Annotated in this window: 21 protein-coding genes; all 21 read left to right on the top strand. The window is 67.6% G+C overall.

Annotated features, from left to right (window positions below):
• Positions 1-7 precede the first annotated feature (7 nt).
• Positions 8-1,519 (top strand): cutinase family protein, encoded by a 1,512-nt coding sequence (locus ACWCPQ_RS25250; RefSeq protein WP_449903064.1) that lies wholly within the window; start codon positions 8-10, stop codon positions 1,517-1,519.
• Positions 1,520-1,652: 133 nt separating this feature from the next.
• Positions 1,653-2,348, top strand: coding sequence for a hypothetical protein (locus ACWCPQ_RS25245; protein WP_449903061.1), 696 nt, complete (start codon positions 1,653-1,655; stop codon positions 2,346-2,348).
• Positions 2,345-2,998, top strand: coding sequence for a DUF6668 family protein (locus ACWCPQ_RS25240; protein WP_449903060.1), 654 nt, complete (start codon positions 2,345-2,347; stop codon positions 2,996-2,998). The genes ACWCPQ_RS25245 and ACWCPQ_RS25240 overlap by 4 nt, the downstream gene beginning before the upstream one ends.
• Positions 2,995-3,294: a hypothetical protein gene (locus ACWCPQ_RS25235; protein WP_449903057.1), complete on the top strand. Its 300-nt coding sequence runs from the start codon at positions 2,995-2,997 to the stop codon at positions 3,292-3,294. Before ACWCPQ_RS25240 ends, ACWCPQ_RS25235 begins: the two co-directional genes overlap by 4 nt.
• 3 nt (positions 3,295-3,297) lie before the next feature.
• Positions 3,298-3,924 (top strand): hypothetical protein, encoded by a 627-nt coding sequence (locus ACWCPQ_RS25230; RefSeq protein WP_416566089.1) that lies wholly within the window; start codon positions 3,298-3,300, stop codon positions 3,922-3,924.
• A gap of 2 nt (positions 3,925-3,926) precedes the next feature.
• Positions 3,927-4,157, top strand: a complete 231-nt coding sequence (locus ACWCPQ_RS25225) for a hypothetical protein (RefSeq protein ID WP_416566090.1) — start codon at positions 3,927-3,929, stop codon at positions 4,155-4,157.
• Positions 4,158-4,174: 17 nt separating this feature from the next.
• Positions 4,175-4,831: a hypothetical protein gene (locus ACWCPQ_RS25220; RefSeq protein WP_449903054.1), complete on the top strand. Its 657-nt coding sequence runs from the start codon at positions 4,175-4,177 to the stop codon at positions 4,829-4,831.
• An 11-nt stretch (positions 4,832-4,842) separates the two neighbouring features.
• Entirely contained in the window at positions 4,843-5,646 is an 804-nt protein-coding gene (locus tag ACWCPQ_RS25215; protein ID WP_449903052.1) for a hypothetical protein, read from the top strand.
• On the top strand, positions 5,643-7,025 hold the full coding sequence (locus tag ACWCPQ_RS25210) for a hypothetical protein (protein ID WP_449903050.1): 1,383 nt from the start codon (positions 5,643-5,645) through the stop codon (positions 7,023-7,025). Before ACWCPQ_RS25215 ends, ACWCPQ_RS25210 begins: the two co-directional genes overlap by 4 nt.
• Complete coding sequence (locus tag ACWCPQ_RS25205; protein ID WP_449903048.1) at positions 7,022-8,494, top strand: SCO6880 family protein; 1,473 nt, start codon at positions 7,022-7,024, stop codon at positions 8,492-8,494. The genes ACWCPQ_RS25210 and ACWCPQ_RS25205 overlap by 4 nt, the downstream gene beginning before the upstream one ends.
• Complete coding sequence (locus ACWCPQ_RS25200) at positions 8,491-10,212, top strand: hypothetical protein (protein WP_449903046.1); 1,722 nt, start codon at positions 8,491-8,493, stop codon at positions 10,210-10,212. Before ACWCPQ_RS25205 ends, ACWCPQ_RS25200 begins: the two co-directional genes overlap by 4 nt.
• Positions 10,148-11,386 carry a C40 family peptidase gene (locus ACWCPQ_RS25195; protein WP_449903044.1) on the top strand — a complete coding sequence of 413 codons (1,239 nt, stop codon included), beginning with the start codon at positions 10,148-10,150 and terminating at the stop codon, positions 11,384-11,386. The genes ACWCPQ_RS25200 and ACWCPQ_RS25195 overlap by 65 nt, the downstream gene beginning before the upstream one ends.
• A gap of 636 nt (positions 11,387-12,022) precedes the next feature.
• Positions 12,023-12,997 carry a hypothetical protein gene (locus tag ACWCPQ_RS25190; protein ID WP_449903041.1) on the top strand — a complete coding sequence of 325 codons (975 nt, stop codon included), beginning with the start codon at positions 12,023-12,025 and terminating at the stop codon, positions 12,995-12,997.
• A complete protein-coding gene (locus tag ACWCPQ_RS25185) occupies positions 12,994-13,869 on the top strand; it encodes a hypothetical protein (RefSeq protein WP_449903040.1) in 876 nt (291 codons plus the stop codon). The genes ACWCPQ_RS25190 and ACWCPQ_RS25185 overlap by 4 nt, the downstream gene beginning before the upstream one ends.
• Before the next feature lie 70 nt (positions 13,870-13,939).
• The gene (locus tag ACWCPQ_RS25180) at positions 13,940-14,848 is read left to right on the top strand and encodes a hypothetical protein (protein WP_449903038.1); all 909 of its coding nucleotides are present in this window, start codon (positions 13,940-13,942) and stop codon (positions 14,846-14,848) included.
• Between the two features lie 9 nt (positions 14,849-14,857).
• Positions 14,858-15,736, top strand: a complete 879-nt coding sequence (locus ACWCPQ_RS25175; RefSeq protein ID WP_449903036.1) for a hypothetical protein — start codon at positions 14,858-14,860, stop codon at positions 15,734-15,736.
• 79 nt (positions 15,737-15,815) lie between these two features.
• Complete coding sequence (locus tag ACWCPQ_RS25170) at positions 15,816-16,763, top strand: hypothetical protein (RefSeq protein ID WP_449903033.1); 948 nt, start codon at positions 15,816-15,818, stop codon at positions 16,761-16,763.
• A gap of 141 nt (positions 16,764-16,904) precedes the next feature.
• On the top strand, positions 16,905-17,789 hold the full coding sequence (locus tag ACWCPQ_RS25165) for a hypothetical protein (RefSeq protein ID WP_449903030.1): 885 nt from the start codon (positions 16,905-16,907) through the stop codon (positions 17,787-17,789).
• Positions 17,786-18,871 (top strand): hypothetical protein, encoded by a 1,086-nt coding sequence (locus tag ACWCPQ_RS25160; RefSeq protein WP_449903028.1) that lies wholly within the window; start codon positions 17,786-17,788, stop codon positions 18,869-18,871. Before ACWCPQ_RS25165 ends, ACWCPQ_RS25160 begins: the two co-directional genes overlap by 4 nt.
• 11 nt (positions 18,872-18,882) lie before the next feature.
• Positions 18,883-20,760, top strand: a complete 1,878-nt coding sequence (locus tag ACWCPQ_RS25155; protein WP_449903025.1) for a type IV secretory system conjugative DNA transfer family protein — start codon at positions 18,883-18,885, stop codon at positions 20,758-20,760.
• A complete protein-coding gene (locus tag ACWCPQ_RS25150; protein WP_449903022.1) occupies positions 20,757-21,593 on the top strand; it encodes a DUF4913 domain-containing protein in 837 nt (278 codons plus the stop codon). Before ACWCPQ_RS25155 ends, ACWCPQ_RS25150 begins: the two co-directional genes overlap by 4 nt.
• Positions 21,594-21,663: the final 70 nt, after the last annotated feature.

Raw genomic sequence — 21,663 nt, 5'->3', positions numbered from 1 at the left:
CCATCTCATGCATCGCACCCTCACGAACCGCACACGCCAGCGAATGTGGCGTCCCCCGGTGCGTGCTGGCGCCACCGCGCTTACAGCGATGCTCGCGGCCGCGGGGGTGGCGGTCGCAGTCCCAGGCACCGCCGTGGAGGCACCCGAGGGCTCGTGCCCGCGCCTGCAGGTGTTCGGAGTGCAGGGTTCAGAGGAATCCAGCCCCGGGGCGGTATCGACCAGCGATACCGGTGCGCTCGGCCAATTGTTCGGGCCCCTGCAAGCTGCCGCAGGAGAACTGGTGGGGCGCACTTACATACCATTCGCCGACACCAGCCCTGCTGGGACGACCTACCGCACGGCGATCATAGACGCGGCACAAGAACTGGAGACGCAGGCAACAGGCCTCGTCCAGCGCTGCCCGGCCACCCAGATCGCCGTGGCCGGATACGCCCACGGCGCCCCCGCCGTCGCCGACTTCGCCCACAAGATCGGCGCGGGCCACAGCGCGGTGCCCGCCGACCGGGTCGCCGGGATCGCTCTGCTCGCCAACCCCACCCGGGCCATGGGAACACCGGCAATACCCGGCCGCCCCACCCTCACCACGCCGGCATCGGCACCGGGAACTCACGGGCAACACCTCGCCGCCGTCACGGTGAACAACAGCGGCGTGTCCGGTGCCGGGATCGACGCCGCGGCACACACACCGGATTTCGGGTCCTTGACCGGCCGCGTCGCTGACCTGTGTGTCGCAGGGGACGCTACCTGCGACACCACCCCCGGTTCGCCGCTGGCCAGAACCGTCGCCCACGTGATCGCACGCACCGACCACCGCGATCCCGTCACCGCGATCTCCACCCTCGCGGCCGCCCTCGCCGGCACCGTGTTCACCACCGGCGTCGAGGTGATCACTCACGATCTCACCGGGACCAGCCTCGACCAACTCGCCTACAACCCGACAAAAACCCTGGGTGAGCGTCTCGCAGACGCCTCCGCCCCGACCGCGGTGCCACCAGGACCGGACCAGGCGCTGGCCGCACTGTTCAAACTCGGCACCCTCGGCCTCGGCGCGGTCGTGACCGTCGCACGCACGGTCTTCACCCCTGCCACGGTCGCCGAACTCGCCACCGTCGGCCTCGCCAACCCGGCCGCCGCCGTCGCAGTCTTGGGCGCCAAAGTCGCGGCCGCCGTAGTCGAGCTCGTCCCGCCGCAGACTGCTCTCGGCTGGGTCAATGACGCGTTCGATGCGGCCACCAGCTTGATCACCGACCCCAGCGACCTCTACACCGTTGCCGGCACCGCCACCTACAGCTCCACCAGCGGACGCCGCGGCTCCTACCGCACCGACACCGCCACACCAGGGCAGTCTTCGGTGTTCTCCGCGGTGTCGCACTGGTTCACCGCCTTGGCGCGAGACCTCGCCGCCACCGGCACCACCTCACCGACCGAAACCACCCCGCCGCGCTCGGCCACGCCGCCGGCCGCCCGACCGCGCGCTGGTGAGAACAGCTCCACCCCACCGACCAGTGGAGCTCCCTGAACCCCTTCGAGCGGTCGCCTGATCAGCCGACGTACCCAACCAGCCTGTCCGCTGATCTTCCCCTGGCGGCGCCCGCTCGGAGGGCCCAACCCCACCACCCGCCCCCATGACCCGACCGAGGAGGTGACACCCAATGTCCCCCACCACCAGCACCGACCACGACCTCGGCTGGCAATGGCTCGACACCGCCGGCCGGCCCACCCTGCACCCCCTCGCCGGGGACCACAACGACAACGGCTCCAGAGAATGGGCCTGGCTCGACGACACACCACCCGCCGAACCCGAACCGCTGCCCAGTGGTCGCCGACGCGTCTTGGCTGCGCTCGGTGTGGTGTTGGCGACCGCCGCGATCATCACCGGCGCAGGCATCGTTCATGTCACCGGACACCACGACACCCGGGTCGCCGCACCGGCCCCGACACCCGCTGGCACACCTTCCACAACGACCGCGGCCGTGGGGGCGGCGGCGTGCGAAGGGCTGACCGGCGAAACGGTCACCGACAGCAACAGCTGGCCCGACAGCGTTGCCGGAGTGATCGCAGCATTCGAATACGCCTACTACCGCCACCGCGACGCCAGCGCAGCACTACGCCTGGTCGCGCCGGAAGCAGGAATCCGCCCGGACGCACTGGCCGCGGGAATCGCCTCCATCCCCGCCGGAACCCGACACTGCGTGGCCATCACCCCCCTGGCCACGGGTGTGGCCGAGGTCCACCTGGCCGAAACACGTCCGGGCGGTCACCGCATCGACTACCTGCAACTGATCAACCTCCGCGACACCACCGACGGCCCGGTCATCACCAACATCCAGAACAGAAGCCACCCATGACCGCCGCACCCATCTCCCTGCAGCACCGGTCCGGCCACGACCACCGCCGGCTGGACCCGTCCACCATCATCGCACCACCACCGGAACACCGGGCCACCGTGCGGACGACACCTCTGCCCACCACCGGACGGTTCCCTCCCTTGTTCGCGGTGATGGGGGCCCACGGCGGCGCCGGGACCTCGACACTGGCCCGCTGGTGGGCCCCGGCCGCCGACATCGGCACCCAGTGGCCGGGATCCGAGCACACCACCCAACGAGTACTTCTCGCCGCGCGCCTGTGCCTACCCGGGTTGATCGCCGCCGCAGACCGGCTCCGCGAATGGCATGCCGGCCTCACCCCGCCCGAGGTGACCGTCATCGGACTGGCCCTCACACCCGTGCGCACTGGACGCATGCCCGCCACGGTCCGCCGCTACCGCGCCACCGTCGCCGCCCTCATCACCCCGATCTACGACATCGGCTGGCACGACGACCTCGCCTGCCTCGAACTCGGCGAACTCGCCCAAACCTTCCCCGGCGACGAAGAACCGACGCACCGGGGCCGGACAGCCCTCACACGGACAGTCCCCCATGAGGTCCACCGCATCGCCGCCGACCTGCTGGCCCGGCTCGCCGCCGAACGCACCCCCGACTCCCAGGACTCGCCATGAGCACGATGCAGATAACGGCCGAGGCCGCCGCGGTTGTGGCGCAACAGATCACGATCACCCCACATAGTCCACCCGGCGCCGACCGGCTGGTGAACCTCGTCAACTACCTGTCCTGGATCGTGATGCTGGCCGGCATCGCCTCCCTCATCTACGCCGGCGGCAAATTCGGGTGGGAACGCTTCCACGGCGGAGCCATCGAGTCGCCCAAGATCATCCTCGGCGCCCTCGTCGGCGGCATCATCGCCACCAGCGCCGGATCGATCATGAACGCCGTCGTCACCGGCGGAGGCGGATAACCCATGCACCGCCACCAGCCATCAGCCACCCACCATCGCGCGAGCGCCCGCACCGGCGCCGCCGACGCACCCGCCACGGTGATCTACCTCGACACCGTTCCCTCACCAGGACACTGGACTGCGGTCATCACCCACCTGCACCAACACCTCGGCGGACGCATCGCCCAGCTCACCTACACGCCCCCCGACATGGTCGACCGTGCTTCTCGTAGGGGAGCGCTCGCCACGGACCTGGATGCTCGGCTGGCCGAAACCGCGGGCGCGCGTGTGCTTGTCACCCGCGGCCAGGCAGTCTTCCCCGCTCTGTGCTGGGCCGCCAGCGCGCCGCAGCGAGCAGCAGCGATCACTGGACTCGTCCTGTTCGACCCTCCCGCCAGCGGGCACCAGATCCTCGACGGTCTCGACCTCGACAGGCTTCGCGCGACCCCGACATGGGTGATCAGCACCCACACCGCCGATCCCAACGACACCGACGTGGCCCGCATGCTCGGGGAGCTGCTGTGGGCCGAACACGACGTGATCACCCAGCCGACGAACCACCTCCAGTGCGGTCTCCCGGTCGCCGCCAGCGACCCGATCCTGGCCGCGCTGCAGGTCGCCCACGACACCCAGCTGCGGGAGGGCGCGTGATTATGCTCGCCGAACCACTACCACCGCAAGTGCTGTCGCCACTGACGCTGTTACTCGGCTACCTGGCCTGGCTGGTGCTGCTGTTGTGCATCGCCCGCCTGCTCTGGGTCGCCGGACTCCTGGCGATCCGCATGTACCGCGACGAAAGCCTCGAAGGACTCATCGGCGCCTTCACCGCCGCTGCCCTCGTCGGCTCCGCCAGCTCCATCGCCCTCGCAGTCCTGCCCACCTGAGTCCAGGAGAACCACCCGTGCCCACCACGCTCAACACACGGCACCGCGCATCCAAACGCCGACGCCCACCAATGACACTCGCGGTGCTCGGGTGCCTCGCCGCAGCCCTCGTCGCCGGCTGCGAAACCACCCCCCACCACACCCAGACCACAGTGACGCCGTCGGCGCCGGCGACGAAGCCGAGCGAGCTGCGCTGGGAGGCATTCCAAGGGGTCCGGTTGCCCAGAGCCCAGCAGGGGCCGACCCATATCGACGGCGCGGTCGCCGCCGGGTTCGACCGCTCCCCGGCCGGCGCCGCACTCGCCGCGATCCACGCCACCGTCCGCATGTCGGTGGCCACCGACTCCCAGTGGAGCGCAGTCGTGCAGCACATGCTCGCCCCCGGGCCTGGACGTGACACCTGGGCCACCGCCCGCGCCCAGATCTCGATCACCACCCCGATCACCGTCGATCCCCCCGCGATCCTCGGCTACCGCATCACCGGCTACACCCCGGACATAGCCGACCTCGACATCTACACCCTGCACCCGGACAACTCCCTGACCGACAACACCAGCCACGTCCGCTGGCACGCAGAGGACTGGCGGCTCGAGCTGCCCCACAACCCGGCGACCAGCCCGGTCCGCGTCCTGACCTTGCCCCCGCACGACATGGTTGCGCTCACTCCGCGATAGGAGCTTCCCCGATGAGATCTCAGCAGCTGCTGACCCTCCTGCTCGTTATCTTGGCCGCAGTCGCCATCACGGTCTTCGTCCTCACCGTCGCCCACGATGATGGCGACCAGGATCCCCCCACAGACCACAGCACCGTCTCGGCCACCGAAACGCATTACCCAGCGGCCTCTTCCACTACTTCCGCGGAACCGCCCACGACCGACCTGTTCGGCAACCGACTCGAAGTCCCCGCCTCACCCTCCGGTGCCGTGCTGCCCCAACGACCCGGCCCGACGTTCGACCCGGGCCACCCCGACTACCTCACCGCGGCACCTGAGGGGCTGCAATGGCAGCGGGGATGGGGCGGGGCTGCCCTACCGGTATCGGCCAGCGACGGCCCCACGCGCATCCACGACGGCATCGCCTCAGGGTTCGCCCGTACGCCCCGCGGCGCCGCGCTGGCAGCCTTGGACGCGTTGGGACGCGCCCTCGCTGCTCCCGACGGGACCTGGCAACACGTCGTACGTGCCCGCTACTACGGCGACACCGATCGCCTCATCGACCGATTCGCCCGCTCCCGCGCCGGCATCGCCGACCCCGGCCGCTATGTCACTGTCCCCGACGGCGTCCGGATCCAACCCGGCTACCGCGACGACTTCGCCGTCGTTCAAGTCGCTGCTCGAACCGATGACGGGTACGGCATCGCCACCTGGCCCATGGCGTGGGTCGAGGGTGACTGGCTTGTGCGAACACCAGCAGACCTCAACAGTCTCTGGGGGCCAGGAGAACGAGTTTTGTCCCTAGCTGGATTCGGGCAATGGAGGCGGCAGGGATGACCATGACGGCGCTGGCCCGCGTGAGTGAAGCTCAGCACGCTCAGCTCCCGATACCGAACCCGTGCGATCTTCCTGTTCCGCCGGCTTTGGCCTGTCGAGCGATCCAAGAGGGAGCATCCCGCCTCGGCGAATCAGCCCTGGACAGCATGGCGGAACAGTTCATCACCGGATTTGGCGACAGCCTGCGCTTAGCTCTGGGGTGGTGGGTCGAGTTTCCTTCGCCAGAGTTGTCTTCCAACGGTATGAACGCGGTTCTGTCGCAGATCAGAGGTTACACGAGCGGGCTTCAAGTGCTGTTTTTGACGGCCGGGGTCCTTTTCGCTGGCGCTCGGCTGGCCCTTGCGAAGCGTGGAGGTGTTGCTGGGGAGGCACAAGAAGCACTTTTGATGCTCGGGCGTGCAGTATTCGGGGCGATGGCGTTTGCGGCGGTGATTACAGCAGGTACGCGCGCCGGAGATGAATTCGCTACTTGGGTCCTTTTCGATGCCGCCCGCGGTGACGTGTATTCGCTGATTGTCGAGATCACCGCCCTCGACGCCTATGGGCTGGTGGATCTGGGCCCGGGGCTGCTCGTTGTTATCGGACTTTTGGGCGTTATCAGCATGCTGATCCAGTTGGTAATGCTGGTTGTTCGGCAGGCGCTGCTGCTCGTAGTGGTAGCAGTGATACCTATCGCGGCGGCAGCCTCCGGCACTGGCCCAGGCTCACAAGCCTACAAGCGCCTTGTGGCGTGGTCGCTCGCTTTCACATTGTGGAAGCCCGTTGGTGCGCTGATCTATGCGGTCGCATTTACCATCGCCGGCCATGATCACGACGACCCACAGTTGGTCTTGCTGGGGCTAATTCTGCTGGTCTTGTCGGTGGTGGCATTGCCAGCGTTAATCCGGCTGATAGCACCTGCTGTGGCAGCGCTGGGTAGTGGTGGCGGGGCGTCCTCAGTTCTGGCAGGCGGGGCGGCCGGTGTTGCAATGTCAGCAATCGGTAACCGATCCAGTGCTCGGAAGGTCGGCGAGGGCGATAACGCTGCGAGTGCTCCCCGAGAGCAGGGTGCGGCATCTGGTTTGTCCGGCTCTTCAAGCGGTGGCCGCCCGATGCCCGAGGGCGGGGGTAGTTCTTCGAAGCCAGCTGACGCTCGGGCCGGGCAGGTCGGTCCGTCACCATCTCGAGGCTCCAGCTCCGTTGGTGCGTCGAAAAGATCGACTAGCGGCGGCGGGGCGGCGTCTCGCGCCAGTACCGGGAGCGGAGCTGCGGCGGCCGCGATGGTTGCCAAGGCCGGCGTCGATTTGGCGAAGGAGGGGTCGTCGGCGCTGGATCGTCAGGTGGAGTCGTCTGTGCCACCGGATCCGGACGCGTTAGGCCCGGGGGTGGTGCGGCGGTGACCGCGCGGATGTATGGCCGGTGGGAGCGTCCGCGCTCTGCGGGCTTCTTCGGTTTGACGTGGGGTGTGTCGCTTCTCGGACTCGGTCTGATCATCGCGGTGATGGTCGTCTTCACCGTGACCCGGTCGATGGTGGTGGCGGGTGTGGCGCTGATGGTGTCGGCGGCTGTGTTTGTGCCGATGGCTGTGGTGCGCAACGGCCGCACCGGCTGGGAGACTGCGGCGCTGCGGGTCCAGTTCGCCGTGGCGCGTTCTCGGGGCGAGCAGGTGTACAGGTCCGGTCGCTTCGCCCGCATCCCTGGCGTGGCGAAACTACCCGGCCTTTTAGCGGATTCGCGGCTAACAGAGTACGAAACGCCGGGCGGGCGACGGTTCGCGATGGTCACCGTTCGGCGAAGCGGGCGTTACACGGTGATCGTACGGGTCATTCCGCGCGGTAAAGAGCTGGTTGATCAAGCTCAGATCGACGCGTGGGTGCAGGCCTACGGTGATTTTCTGGCCGCTCAGAGCCGCAGCGGTGAAGTTGTCACTGTCACCTCTGTGCTGGACAACGTTGTCGAGACACGCCTGAAGCAGTCCCAGGAAGTTGCGCGTCTGATCCGGCCGGAGGCGCCAGAGTTCGCGCGTGCGGTGATGCGGGAAGCCGCCGCGGATACAGGTGGGGTAGGGGTGCGGATCGAGGCGCGGGTCGCGATCACCTACCGCGCAATCGGACGTGGACGGATCCGGGGTGATGAAGCCGAGCAGGCCCGGGAGATCGGGCAACGGCTCCAGGGGGTGTTGTCGCAGCTCGCGCGAGCGGGTTTGGCGGCGACACCGTTGCAGGCGTGGGAAGTGCTGGGCTTGGTGCGTACCCGATACGACCTGGCGTCCCAACGTGATGTCGAGGCTGCTGCCGCGGATATCACCGATTCACAGTCGTGGGATTCGGTAGGCCCGATTGCGCATGAGGACCGTTGGGATCACTACGTCCATGACGGGGCGCGGTCGATTACCTGGGAGATGGATGCGGCGCCGAGGGGCGCGGTGATGGAGACGGTGCTCGCGGAGCTGCTGCGACCGAGGCCGGATGTGCCGCGCAAGCGGGTGGCGATCGTCTATCGGCTTCACTCGGCGGCCGAGGCGACCCAGTTGGTGGATTCCGATTTCCGGGATGCGGTCGCAGCTGAGCAGACCGAACGAGGGATCGCTACCGCGTCGGCGCGGATTCGGGTGGCCAACACTCAAGCCGCTCGCGAAGAACAAGCCCGGGGTGCGGGTCTGACCCGGTTCGGGTTGCTGGTCACGGTCACCGACCACCTTGATGCGGACCTGCCGGGAATCGAAGCGTCGGTCAAGGGGATGGCGGCGGCGTCACGGCTATCAGTGCGCCGTTGCTATGGCAGTCAAGCGGCTGCGTTTGCTGCTTCCCTGGGTATCGGGTTGATCCTGCCCGAGCATGTGTCGATCTCGAGGCAGGTGTCGGCATGAATCCGCGCCAGGTCTCGCCACAGAAGCCACTTCAGCCGGCCCGCACCGAAAGTGTCTTCGGGATCGCTGTGCTCACTGCTCAGGCCCGGGCGCGTGTTGAGGCCGCGGCCGGCCGCGGTGGCGTGCGGGGGTGGTGGGCACGACTGCAGCTCTCCAGTGATGATCACCGGCGCGCCACGGCCGCCCGCCGGGCTGGACGTGGCGAGGACTGCGGCGTCGAGCGTCCTCTGTCCACGTCCTCGGATCGCGGCTATCGGGGTTTGGGTGGGGGCCGGGCCGCGGTGGTGGCGGCGACGCCGGAATGGCGTGCCACCACTGTGCAGGTGGCGGGCCTGTGGCCTTTCGCTGTGGGGGCGAGTGCCCCGGTCGTCGGGACTCCGGTGGGTTCGCATTACATCACCGGTGCGCCGGTGCATTTCGATCCGATGAGTTGGTTTCTGCGTGGTTTCATCACCGCGCCGATTGCTTTTGTACTGGCACTCAACGGTTTCGGGAAGTCGTCGTTGATCCGCAGGATCGTGACCGGTGCGGTCGCGGCAGGGGAGACGGTGCTGTGCATGGGGGACACCAAACCGGACTACCGCGATCTGGTGTGTCGTCTCGGCGGCCAGGTCATCGACCTCGGTTACGGGTATGGCAGCCTCAACCCTCTTGATGTCGGTGCGCTGGGTGCGGTAGTCGATCGCCTGGCCGACCCGGATCAGCAACGTCGCGTCGCTGCCCGGGTCGAAGCCGGCCAAGTCACCATCGTCGCCGGCCTGATCGAGCTGGTGCGGGGATCCCGGGTGGCTGACTACGAAGAAGTGCTTATCTCCGCCGGACTGCGTGAACTCTACAGCTCGGCGGGTGGTTTCACCTACGTGCAGGCGCCGCTGCTGTCGGATCTACTCGCGGTGATCGGCGACGGTGGGCACCGACTCCGAGAATTCGCCGAAGAAGACGACGAGGCGTCCTACAGGACCGCGACGAAAACACTGCGCCGTTCACTGCGTGCCCTGGTGGAGGGACCGTTCGGCGCGGTCTTCAACCGCCCCACCACCGTCCGGGTGGATCTGGATGCTCCGGCGGTGTGTGTGGATGTGTCCCGTATCCCGGAAGGGGACACGAAGCTGCTGGCGGCGGTGCTGATGGTGTGCTGGTCCGACGGATTCGGCGCGGTCGCTGCCGCTCACGCACTCGCCGATGCCGGGCTGGCTCAGCACCGCACGTTCGAGGTGGTGATGGACGAGATCTGGCGGGTGCTCGGGGTGGGGGATTTCATGGTCGACCGCGTCGACGCACTGACCCGCTTACATCGCCAGATCGGTGTAGGGCTGCTCATGTGCAGCCACACCATCAAGGACCTTTCTGCCTTCGATTCCCCGGCCTCGCAGGCCAAAGCACTGGGCTTTTTCGAGCGTGCTCGCGCGAAGATCATCGGCCCGGTCGGACCCGAGGAGGTCGATCGGCTGCGGGCCGCGGTGGGCATCACCGAGACCGAAAAGCTGCTGCTCACGTCGTGGGCGGCGCCGCGCCCACCCAGCGACGACGATCTCGACCCGGCTCGCCGCGATACCCCGCCTGGGACCGGGTGTTTTCTGCTCAAGAGCGGGGAAGCCGAAGAACCGGGGATCCCGTTTCGGCTCACCTTCACCGCCAGTGAACGCGCGGCCGATGTGCACAACACCAACCGCCGATTCGATCACCTTCCGGGCCGAGGGGCTGCTGGTCATGGGTAGCGCGAAAGCCATGGAGATGGCGGCTGGGTCGGGCCTTGTGGTGCTGCTGCTGTTGATCATGCTGCTCGTCAGCGCAGATCCCGGATTATCGTGTGCAGCCACTTCGTCTGCTGCGGGCAGCGCTGAGCAGGGTGCCTCCAGTGATCGTGTGGAGGGGTTGTCGCAGGCACAGTTGCGGTTGGCACGTGACGGGGTCGCGATCGGCCTGCAGCGCGGCATGCCCGAGAAAGTGATCGTTGCTGAGCTCGCCGCCCAGGCCACCGAATCCAGCTTCCGGAATTTGGCCAACTCGAACGTGCCGGAATCTCTGGGTTACGCCAACGACGGGGTCGGCGACGATCACGACTCGGTCGGACCGCACCAGATGCGGGTCAGTGTCTGGGGGCGGGTCGGGATCGCGACGCTGATGACCCCGGCTCATCAGATCAACTGGTTCTACGACCAGGCCGAACAACTGTCGTCCGCGGAGAGGATGTCCGCGCCGGAACTGGCGCAGGCGATCGAGCGCTCGGAACCGGCTGCCTACAACCAGCACCTGGCTCTGGCGCAGCGCCTGTATGCGATGTTCGCCGACCTCGATCCGGCCTCGATGCCACGCACTCCGGCCGGAAGCCCCGCAGCGGGCTGTGGGGCGAACGGATCCGGTACACCGCTGAATACGGAGGCGACCGGGTTCGGGCAGGCGGTGATCGACCAGGCTGCCCGCTGGATCGGTACCCCGTATGTGTGGGGCGGTGGAGACGTACACGGCCCCACGTCCGGTGGGTTCGATTGCTCCGGGCTGACCTTGTATGCGATCTATCACGCCTCGGGTGGACAGATCCGACTCCCGCACTACACCCAGGCCCAGCAAGACCACCCCACCGCACAGGTAGTGCCGTTCACCGACCGCGCACCGGGGGACCTCATCTTCTTCACCGCCCCGGGCGATACGGATTCCCATCATGTCGGTATCTACTACGGCCGCGACGAGACGGGCCGCGACCTGCTACTGCACGCACCCCAAACCGGTGAAACCGTCACCGTGGCCCCGTTGTCGGGCTGGGAGGGCGAACGCATGGACGTGCGCCGCTACAGCACACCGACGACGCCAGACGCGCACGCGAACACCTCGCCCCTGGCCTCCGCGATGCCGACCCGCCCCATTTCTCGAGGAGTAAGCCATGGCCGGTAGCCACTGCTTGTCACAACCGACAATCCTTCCCGAAGACCGCCGCGACCAATACCCGAGCACGCCGCATCTCAAGCCGGCAAGCACCAGCCGATCGGCATCACGAGGCCATGGTTTGGAGGTCTGCGCTCGGATTCACCCTCTCGGCACCCTGTTGCCCTTGGTACTGGTGACCTTCTCTCTCGTAGCGACAGGGTGCACGAGCGTGCAACAACCCCACACCCGTGTACGAGAGTGCCAGACCGATCAACTCGAACCGCCATACGAGAACCTCGATACCTGTCATCCGGTCGCTGTTCTCGAGGCCGCCGTCAGGACGATTTTCGACTACGCCCGATACGGGGGTCCGACACAGGCGTTTCACGCCGCGCGTCCGTTGATCGAGCCGACATATGACCGGGCAGCGCAGGATGCAGTGTCGATGTGGGCACCGCCGGCTCCGGAGCGCAGCTGTGTCCAGTCGGTCCGAGTCGCTGTCGATGACCACCCGCCTGACACGGCCACCACCGTCCAGCGGATCGTGGTGGTCGAGTTGTGGCAGGCGAGGGCGGCTGCACCGGTCGAGTTGGTGGTGCACACCGCTGCAAGACGTACCGCGGCGACTACCGGTTGGCGGCTGTCGCGCTTGGGGGTGGCGTCGTGAACGCCGGGGATCCTGTCGAGGAAAGCGGGCAGGCGCTGCGGACCGGTTTTGTGCAGGCCATGCAGACCGCGCACACCACTCAGGCTCTGATGGGTCGTTGGGGAGGGGAGTCTCGGTCGCGGGCGGAGCATGAGCAGCGGCTCGCGACCAGCGCGGCAAAGGAAGGGCGTTCGGTCGTCGAACACCAGGTGCGCGTCGGTAAGGAATTGGAAGCGAGGTACTGGGATCGGCAGCTCAACCAAGCCCGCGTCGACGAGGTGCGTGCCCGCATCTTTCGTGGCGGTGAACTGCACAGCCTCGAGCAGCGACGTCTCGAAGGACAGATCGAGCGCGCGGACAAGGACCTCGAGCGCCGCGACCGCGCCGGAGACCTCGACCGCGAGCACCAACAGATCCTTCACGACAATCAGATCGCCGGTTATACGAACCGGGAGCACCGCGCGGTGGAACTTCATGAGTTGGACGTCGAATACAAACAGCTGCTGATCGATATCCGGCGCCGCGCGGCAGTGTTCACCGAGACCCTGGCCGAACAGACTGGCCCAGGCGCTGCGGTCACAGCGTCCTCGGCGGCAGCATTCGCCGCCGCCGACGCCTCAGCAGAGATGTCGACACGCCAGGCCCGCGACTCCGAAGCCTTCCATGGACGTTTCGTCGAGGACACCGGCGCCGATGCCCGCGAATTCATTCGCAAGGCCAGCTCAACGACTGCTACGGGAACGAAGCAGAGTCGGGTGTCGCTGCGCGAGATCGCCGGTCTCACCGCAGAACTCAGCTTCGCCACCCACCTCCTGCCGATGGGCCTCATTGACCGAGACCCCGAACCCGAATACAGGTGGGGCGAGCGGATCGAGGCTGCTGTGGCAGACGCCGGCCTCGACGCGTCGATCGAATACACGACCGCCATTGACGACGACCTGCCACCAGAGCTGGTGTCTGCGCCGACCGTCGAGCCGGAGCCCGGGCAATGAGCACCCGATTGCCGGCACACGCCGTGGCCGGATGGAAGCTGCGGCTGCTGGACCGGATCCACGACCACTACGCCGACCAGGCGACGTCGACGGCCGAAGACGGAGCCCCCGGCCCTACAACCGGTCGATCACCGGCGGACCGACCTCATGACCCGGCAACCACGTACACCGGAATTGCTGTGGGCCGCGAGTTGGAAACCAGGGCCGCTGCGGCGGGACTCTCTGAGGCGGCAATCGACTCGGCGCGCGCAGCCGGCTGTGCGCAACGACAGACAAGGGCCGACGGCCCCGGCGAAATGATGAGCTCCGGGCCGTCGTCGACGGGGCCGATGGATGTGCTGGCCGATCAGGTCTGGCGGTTGCGCCACATGGCGCTGGTACTGGCCGAATACGACATCCGGTCCTCCGACCACGACATCCGCGAAAACTTCACGACGATCACAAAGCTGAGCCACAACATGGACGCCCTGTGGGCGTCGGTCACCGACGACATCGCCTCCGCCGGCCTCGATATCGACCAGGCGAAAGACCTATGGAGTCTGGACGAGCGGGGCTGGCGGCACTGCGCAACCCTGATCCACGACTACGACGACACGGAACTGCATGCTCGCCTGCACGGGTATGCCGCGCTCGAGCTCGGAGAGCACTTGCCTGCCACCGGCCGCGCCGACCGCATCCTGCAGGCTCTTCGCGCCGCGACCGCACCCCCACGGCCGGTCCCGCTGTCGGAAGCTGCCACCGAAGCCCTACTCACCCTCAGGTCCTCCACGGAGTCACACCACCACCCGGTATGGACCGACCATCCCGAGCCCGCACCTGGCCAGGAGCGACCAACCACCACTCCAGACCCGGAAGCCGAGCCGGACCTGTGAGCTTCTCGCCCCATCAAGCCACCGAACCGGAAGGATCACGATGAGCGTCCCGTCCCCCGAACTCGACGACATGTCCGGCTGGAAGCTTCGGTTGCTCGGCCGCATCCGGGACAGCGTCGCCCACACCGCCGACCTGGCCCACACAGTGGATACAGACAGCGCCTACCTGGGGCGCGGCGACCCCACCAGCACCGGATCGACCAGCCAGAAGGTCAGCACGGACGTGACGGCGTTACAGCGCTATCGCTGTGAGCTTGAGGCCCGCGCGGCCGCGGCAGGAATACCGAACGCTGCGATCGAGCATGCTAGGGCAGGGGAACGCGGCGGACCGTCTTTCCCGAAATATCGATTGCGCAAAAATGTCGATGCCCTGATCGGCGAAACCATGATCGACGCGCTGGCCGACCAAGTATGGCACCTCGAGCACACGAGCCTTGTCCTGGTCGAATACAGCTATCGCACCGACGCCCGTCAGATCGTGCAGGACCTCGAGCTGCTCCGCGATGTCGAGCGCGCCATGACCGCCTCGTGGTACGGGATCACCGAAGGCATCGACTTCGCCGGCCTCACGGTGGCCGATGCTACCGATCTGTGGACACGCGACCCTGCCCGGTGGCTGCCCCTGGCCCAGCTCGTGCGCGGCTACGACGACACCGGTCTTCGTCAACGGCTCCACCGTTTCGCCTCACCGGAGATCGAGGACACCCTGCGCCGGCTCGGTGGCCCCGACCCCTTCCACATCGATCACGCCGTGCGCATCGGGACCGCGCCACCCACGCCCTACCAACTCATCGAATCCGCCACCGACGCTCTTCACGCCTTGGATCAACAGCCTTCTAGTGGGCGTCTCGGATCCGAACCTGGACCGGGGCTGGAGGCTGCTGCGGCGGAAGCGCTGACGTGGACCGAGGCCCAGGAACTTTCGCCGGCGTTGGACAGCCCGTCGAGGACGGGGCCGGGTAGCGGGCTGGGGATGTGAGGTGCGCTCGTGTACACCCCGACCGCTTTCCAAGGGCAGCTGTTGCGGGCGGTGCAAAATCTGGCGTTCGACACTGCTGAGAAACGGAGCCAGACCCGCCGCACGCCGATGCTGGCCGCGCAAATCGCGACCGGTGACGCAGCGGGTGAACAGATCGAGGCTGTCGCGGTGGCCATCGGTATCCCGAGAGCATGGATCGACTATGCCCGGGTCGCCGGCGGCCAGGGGCAGCGCTGGCACCCGCAGCAGCAGATGCTGACCGGTAAACATCCCGCGCGCGGTGAACTGCTCACCGCCCACACCGCCCGCATCCGAGACCTGCAGGAGATGACCGCCGCCGCAGTGGCCTACCCCCGCCGCGTCGGCGCACAACCCGAGACCGTGGCGAAGGTGCGTCAAGTCATCGGGATCACCTGGCAACGCGTTGGCGCGATCGGGCACGTCCTGGCCCTGACCCGCGAGGAACGCCAGCAGTGCTGGCAGCCCGGCCCTCAGCAATGGACAAGTGCCGTCGCCGCCACACTCGACGCCCTCGACGACACGGCACTGGCAAAGCGCTGGCAGGACATACACACCCGCGACTTCACGCCACTGGCCATGCCGATCATGGTCATGCAGGCAGCGGGTATCACCCATGACGACATCGCCCGGCAACTACCACTGTCGCCGGACCAGATGGTCGACCACGTCAGCATCGCCCTACCCAGCGCCCCCTCGCCGACAACCGTCGATCCCACCATCAAGACTGCCGTACACGACGGCGCCCGCATCAGTGCAGCAATCGATTCCGCAGGTCTCACCACATCGTCGAAGCCGCTCGCCGCGACGGACCCAGCCCCCATCACCGCTGCGGACTCGGCCGCAGTCGATCTCGGGGCCGAGCCATGACCACCCCGCTCGACGACGGACAGCGGCCCGCGTCCCCTGCCTCGTTCACCGGAACACCTGGGTACTGGAGGTTCACGCCATGACATCACCCGAACAGCGCCCGCCGATGACGGTGGGGGATTGGCAGGCACAGCTACTGCGCCGGATCCACCGCTTGGCCGGTGAGTACGCCCGCATCTACGCCCAAGGCCCGCAGAACTATGCAGGCCACGATGTCGGTTCGGAGCCGGAGGAGGGATGGCGCGCGCATCTGGATGTGCTCGAAGCCGCCCGCGAACATGCCGAGCAAGTCGCGGTCACCGCGGGTGTGCACCCGAGCGAGGTCGACGACGCCCGCCAGCGAGGCCTTTTCGGGCTCGCACCGCCGCAGCAACCACCGGTACGCGACGGGATCGACCGCGCCGGGCCGATGCAGGAGTTCTACCTCGACATGCTCGGCGTCGACCTGTGGCATCTGGAACGGATGGCCAGCCTGCACGCCATCCGCGCGCACCGCGCCGCCCTCGGCCACACCGAGTTGCACGCCGGACCGACAGCACAGCGCGCGTTCCACACCAACATGCTTCTGCGATCCCAGCGCATCACCGCACTCGCCCACACCCTGCGAGTCACCGATGCAGAAGCGGCCGCCCTATGGGGTCCGGGAGCCATAAGCATGCGGTACTGGCACGCCGCAGCCCACCAACACACCAGCGACCTGGACCTGGCTGCCGAATGGCACACCTACAGCAGACCCAGCGCCGAGCTGGCCACACCCCCCTACGTCCCCGACCTGCAACGAGCAGCACCCGGCTTCACACCCCCGACCCCGGAGATGATGATCGACGCCGCCACCGCCACCCTGCACACCGAAATCTTCTCCAGCCAAACCGCTCCTGTCGCTTCACGCGGATCCGAACCTGCTGTGATCGCCGAAGCAGTGCAGGCCGCGCTACCGGGCGAACAAACCTGGATGGCCGGCCCCGCCGAGATCAGCCCCGAGCCGAGGGACCCTGCCCCGGATAGAGACGTCGGCGCCGACCCCTGAACCCACCGATAACACTGCGTTCTGTCGGTGACCGGCTACGGGTACAGCTGCGCTCACCGAACCTTTCTGCCAGGGACATCCACACCCGTAGCTCGCGACCCGCCGATTCCGGCCGTTGCGGCACGACGAAGGCATAGCGCGATGTCCGACAACAACCACGACAACCCCACACCACCTACCGACTCCCCACAACGACCAACCGGCCACAATACGCCGACCCCGGAGAAGACCCGCCAACTCCTGTCCGCGCTCCGGGAAATGCGCCGCATCGGGACATTGCCGCACGACATGCGCACCGGTCCCGTCACCGCCGACTACGGTGCCCGCGCGCTGGAAGACGCACGGCACGCCGCCCGGCTACGGGAGGTACAAAACCTCGCCGCCGTCCGCTCCCAGGCCGGCCGTCAAGGAACCGGCAGGACAACGGTCCGCAAGCTCGACACGACCGGCCTGGATACCGCGCTGACCGAAGCACGGACCCTCGCGCGCGACGCCGGCGTCGCCGCCGACGATATCGCCGCGGCCGAAGCCGCCGGCGCCGGCGGCGCTACGTGGATGGAGGCTCCGGCGCATCGGTGGCTGGGTCGTATCGAGCAGCTCACCGACGAACTCGCCCACGTCCAGGAGAACCTGCATCTGCAGAAGAAGCTGTTGTCCAGCATGGTCGAACGCACAGCGGCCGCCGAGTCCACGGTCGCCCGGCAAGCCGAGGAACTCGCCCACACCGACAACTACATCCGGTCGATCTGGGACACGCTCAGCGCTGCGGAATGGGAACTCGGCCAGTCCCTGACCGTCCTGCCAGAACTACCCCAAGGCCTGACGCCGCTCACCGATCCCGAAGCGGATCCAGCACCCGGCGCCCGCTTTGGAGATCGTGTACCCGGTTCCGCTATCGACTCGGCCATCGGATCAGCCCTACCCGACGTCGACACCACACCGGAGCTGTGGAAGCCCGTCGAGGAATCCACGCCTGAAGCCTCCCGCGACAGCGACACCGCTCGCGGGACGGGGGCCGAGTCGTGACCTGGCCTGCCCAACCCCCGACCCGCACCGACCCGGCCTACTATGTCGACGCCGAATCGGCGACCGAGGCCCAACTGCGCGCCGACTTCACCCACCACTACCAGCTACGCCTGATCGCCGCCTACGGCGAAACCCCAGCCGACACAATCCGGATGTACCGGGACGCGAGCGCCCTCGCCGACCGATGGGCTCACCACGAAAACCGCACCTGGCGCACGGTGTGGTATCAGCTTCAGGGTGCGGTCGCCGGGTGGGAAGCGCGCCCACACGCCACCCAACGCGCCTTCGACCGCGTCGCACGATCCCGTCAGCTCGGCGGCCTCCCGATCGACGACATGACCTGGCGCACCTTCGTGCAGGCCTGCGACATCACCGGGCACGGCCCCGAACCGATCACCGGTTCCGAGCAAGACGCTGCCCACAGCGCAGCACGTGCACCCGGCCCGCATGTGGTGGTCGAGGCCGAGCCGGGATCGCTGCTCCGCCGCGCCTTCGGTCCGGGCTTCCTCGACCCCGCCACAGAAGCTCCCACAGCGGACGAGCTACAGCAGCTAGACCAGCGTGTCGATGCGTTGCGGAGGTTGCAGGACGCCACCGCTGCGCACAGTCGGCTGGCCGACGATTGGAGCACGGACAGCCCGCCCGGCAGGCAGATTCTGCGGCTGGAACAGTTACTCGCCGCGGCGCGGACCGCGCGCAGGGACGCCGCACGAGCCGGTGCATCCTCATCCGAGATCGACCAGACCTACCAGGCCGGCCTCACCGGCGCGCACTGGCACGAACAGCCCCGGCACCCGCCGCCCGCCCGTGTCGCGCACCTGGCACATGAACGCGACGACGCCGTGCACGCCGGGATACAGCACACCAACTCTGCGTCACCCGCGGTGGCCGCGTCAGGCGGTGAAATCGACGTGCCGGCCGACGACCTACCGATCGGTGACGAATTCACAGGAAACGGCGTCGACGCGGCGATCGCTGCGGTAGTCGGTCCAACCGGGCAACGTGCCGGCGACTGGGAGCTGGAGGCAGACCATCTCGACGCCAGCCCGGTCACTGCTGAGCACAGCGCCGAGCTGTTCTAGGTAACGCGACCATGTTCTCCGCACGCGAAACCCGCCGCCGGACCAAACGCGGTATGGGGGAGGAGACCACACTACTGCTGATCGCAATAGTGCTCGTCGCCCTGGGACTGGCTGCCGGGATGGCGCTGACGCTCGGGTCGTGGTGGGCGGGACTGTCGGGGACCGGTCATCACCCGATCACTGCCCTGCTCGACCTCGCAGCCGGGCGCCGCCGCTGGCCCTGGCAGGCCACGGTCATACTCGCCCTGCTCACTACCGTGGGCGCCGCTGGCGGCAGCTGGGTGTGGCGGGCATTGCGAACCAGCTCGGAGATCGACGCCGCGGCACGCACCATGCAACGCCCCAGCGAGATCCGGCTGGCGCGCCGCGAAGACAACATCCGCGCCAACCAGCGACTCCTGCACAACGCCCCCGCTGAAATCCGCGCCGCCCCCGGCCCACCACTCGGTGTCACAGTGACAGCAGGCGTCGCGCTGCATGTCCCCACCGAACTCGGCGTCACCATCGCCGCAGGCACCCGTAGCGGCAAAACAATGGCATGGGCAATCCCCGCCGTGCTGGCCGCATGGGGACCGTGCCTGGCCACCTCGAACAAACCAGATCTCTTCAGGCACACCATGTTCGGGCGCGAACAACGCGGCCAGATCTGGCTTTCCGACCTGCAAGCAGTCACCGGGAAGGCGGAGTGCGGATTCTGGGTGGATCTGCTCGCCCAAGTCGACGCGCTGCCGGCCGCGCGGAAACTGACCTCGTTCTTCGTCTCCGCTGCCACCGGGACCGCGGCACAAGCCGCCAACGCCAAGGTCGACTCCTACTTCGACGGCGGAGCCCAAGAACTATTGAGCCTTTACGCATTCGCGGCGGCCTGCGTGGGAGGCGACCTGCTCCACGTCGCCGAATGGCTGGGCCGCGACCAAGACCAAACCCCGGCGTTGATCCTGCGCCACTACAAACACCCACGGCCGGCCGAACGGATCCTCGAAGCCCAAGCCCTCTACGCCCGGCAAAGAGATGGGCTCTACGACATGGCCCGAAGGTTCCTCAACGTCACCTCCGACGAAGGCTACGCACGTATGGTCACCCCACCCCACCGCAAGATACTTCGCGTCAGCGAGGTACCGGCCACCGACAGCAGCGGCACCATGACCACCAAGCTCGAGGCCAACGAGGAAACGGGCGCGACCCACACGCTGCCGGAATTCAAACCCACAGAATTCGTGACCTCGACCGACACCCTGTACGCGCTGTCGATGGCGGGCCCCGACGGCGCGACGCCACTGACCTCCGCGCTGGTCGGCCAAATATTAGAAGCCGCACTGAATACCGCCCGCGCCCGCCCCGACGGACGCCTCGCCGTGCCGCTGCTGGCGGTACTGGACGAGGCCGCCAACTGCGCCCGCATCGGCGAACTCCCCTCCTACTACACCTACGCCGGCGGCTGCGGAATCATCCTGATGACCATCCTCCAGGTCCTCGAACAAGGCGAAGACCTCTGGGGCGCCCACGGGCTGAAAACGATGCGCGCCCAATCCATCGAGGTCTACGGCGGGGGCATCGCCGACACCGGCTACCTCGAACATTGGCAGGCGATGACCGGCCAGCACGACGTGGCCGACCGCTCCCGCAGCCACGGCGCCGGCGGAGTCAACCGCACCCTGACCTGGCGGCCCGAACCCATCCTCGACATCGCCCTCCTCGCCGCCCTCCCCAAAGACCGAGCCCTGGTCCGCCTCCCAGGCCACGGCCCCGTTCTGGTCCGCAAAGTCTGGTGGCAACACACCGAATACGCGCCAATCATCCACGCCTCCCTGGCCCGCTTCGCCAAAGCCGCAGTCGCGCCGCTCGAACTCCCCACCACCTCACCACCCTCACCGGAGGACCCCTCATGAACGCCCCTACTACACCCGCGCTCCCGCCGACGCCGCCGAGGTACTCCCACTTCGTCGACTTCGCCGAAGACTGGCTGTTCCCCTTCATCACCCTCCGACTGGCCGAAGCCCACCGCGAGAACACCCACACCTGGTGCGCTCAATGGTGGGCCCACCGCCCCGTCGCCGTCCGGATCGCCCACCTGCACCGCGCGTTCGAAGCCACCCGCCGCAGCCGCAGCGGCACCGCTTTCAGCAACCTCGTGCTCAACCACATCGATCCCCATCTGCGCCACATCCTCGACGCCGCCAACGGCCCCCTACACCGCTGCACCCGCACGCAGCACATCAGCACACCGTCACTACCGTTCGCGCCCGTACCCGCAGGCTGGTTCACCGCCGCTGCGGCCACGAGAACGCCATCACCCCAAGGAAAGCAGTCGAAGAAGCGATTCGGCCACTATCGCGACTTCGTCGAGGACTGGCTCCTGCCCGTCACCGCCGTACGCGTCGCCGCCAACCAGCGTGAAGGCCAATTCACCTGGTGCCTCCGATGGTGGCACCACCACGCCGTCGCCGTCCGTTTCGCCGGACTCCACATCGCCTTCGAAGCAGCAGCCACCAGCGACGACCACACCGCAATCTCCACCCTGATCGTCCGCCACATCGACCCCCACATGCGCTACATCCTCGACGCGGCCAACGGCCCCCTGCACCGCTGCACACCCGACCACCACACAGACCTTCCCGGCCTCCCAGCCGCACCCGTCCCGGACAACTGGTTCACCATCCCCGGCGCCAGCACACCAGTGCACCATCTCGGCTTCGCCCCCGACTTCCGCGCCCTCACCTGACCAACACCCCTCGGCGGAGCCCGCTTTGGCCCACCCTCTGCCACAGCGAGCCTTCTCGCTGATCACCGGC

The sequence above is a fragment of the Nocardia sp. NPDC001965 genome, from assembly GCF_053594175.1.
This window is presented reverse-complemented; position numbering and strand designations above follow the sequence as displayed.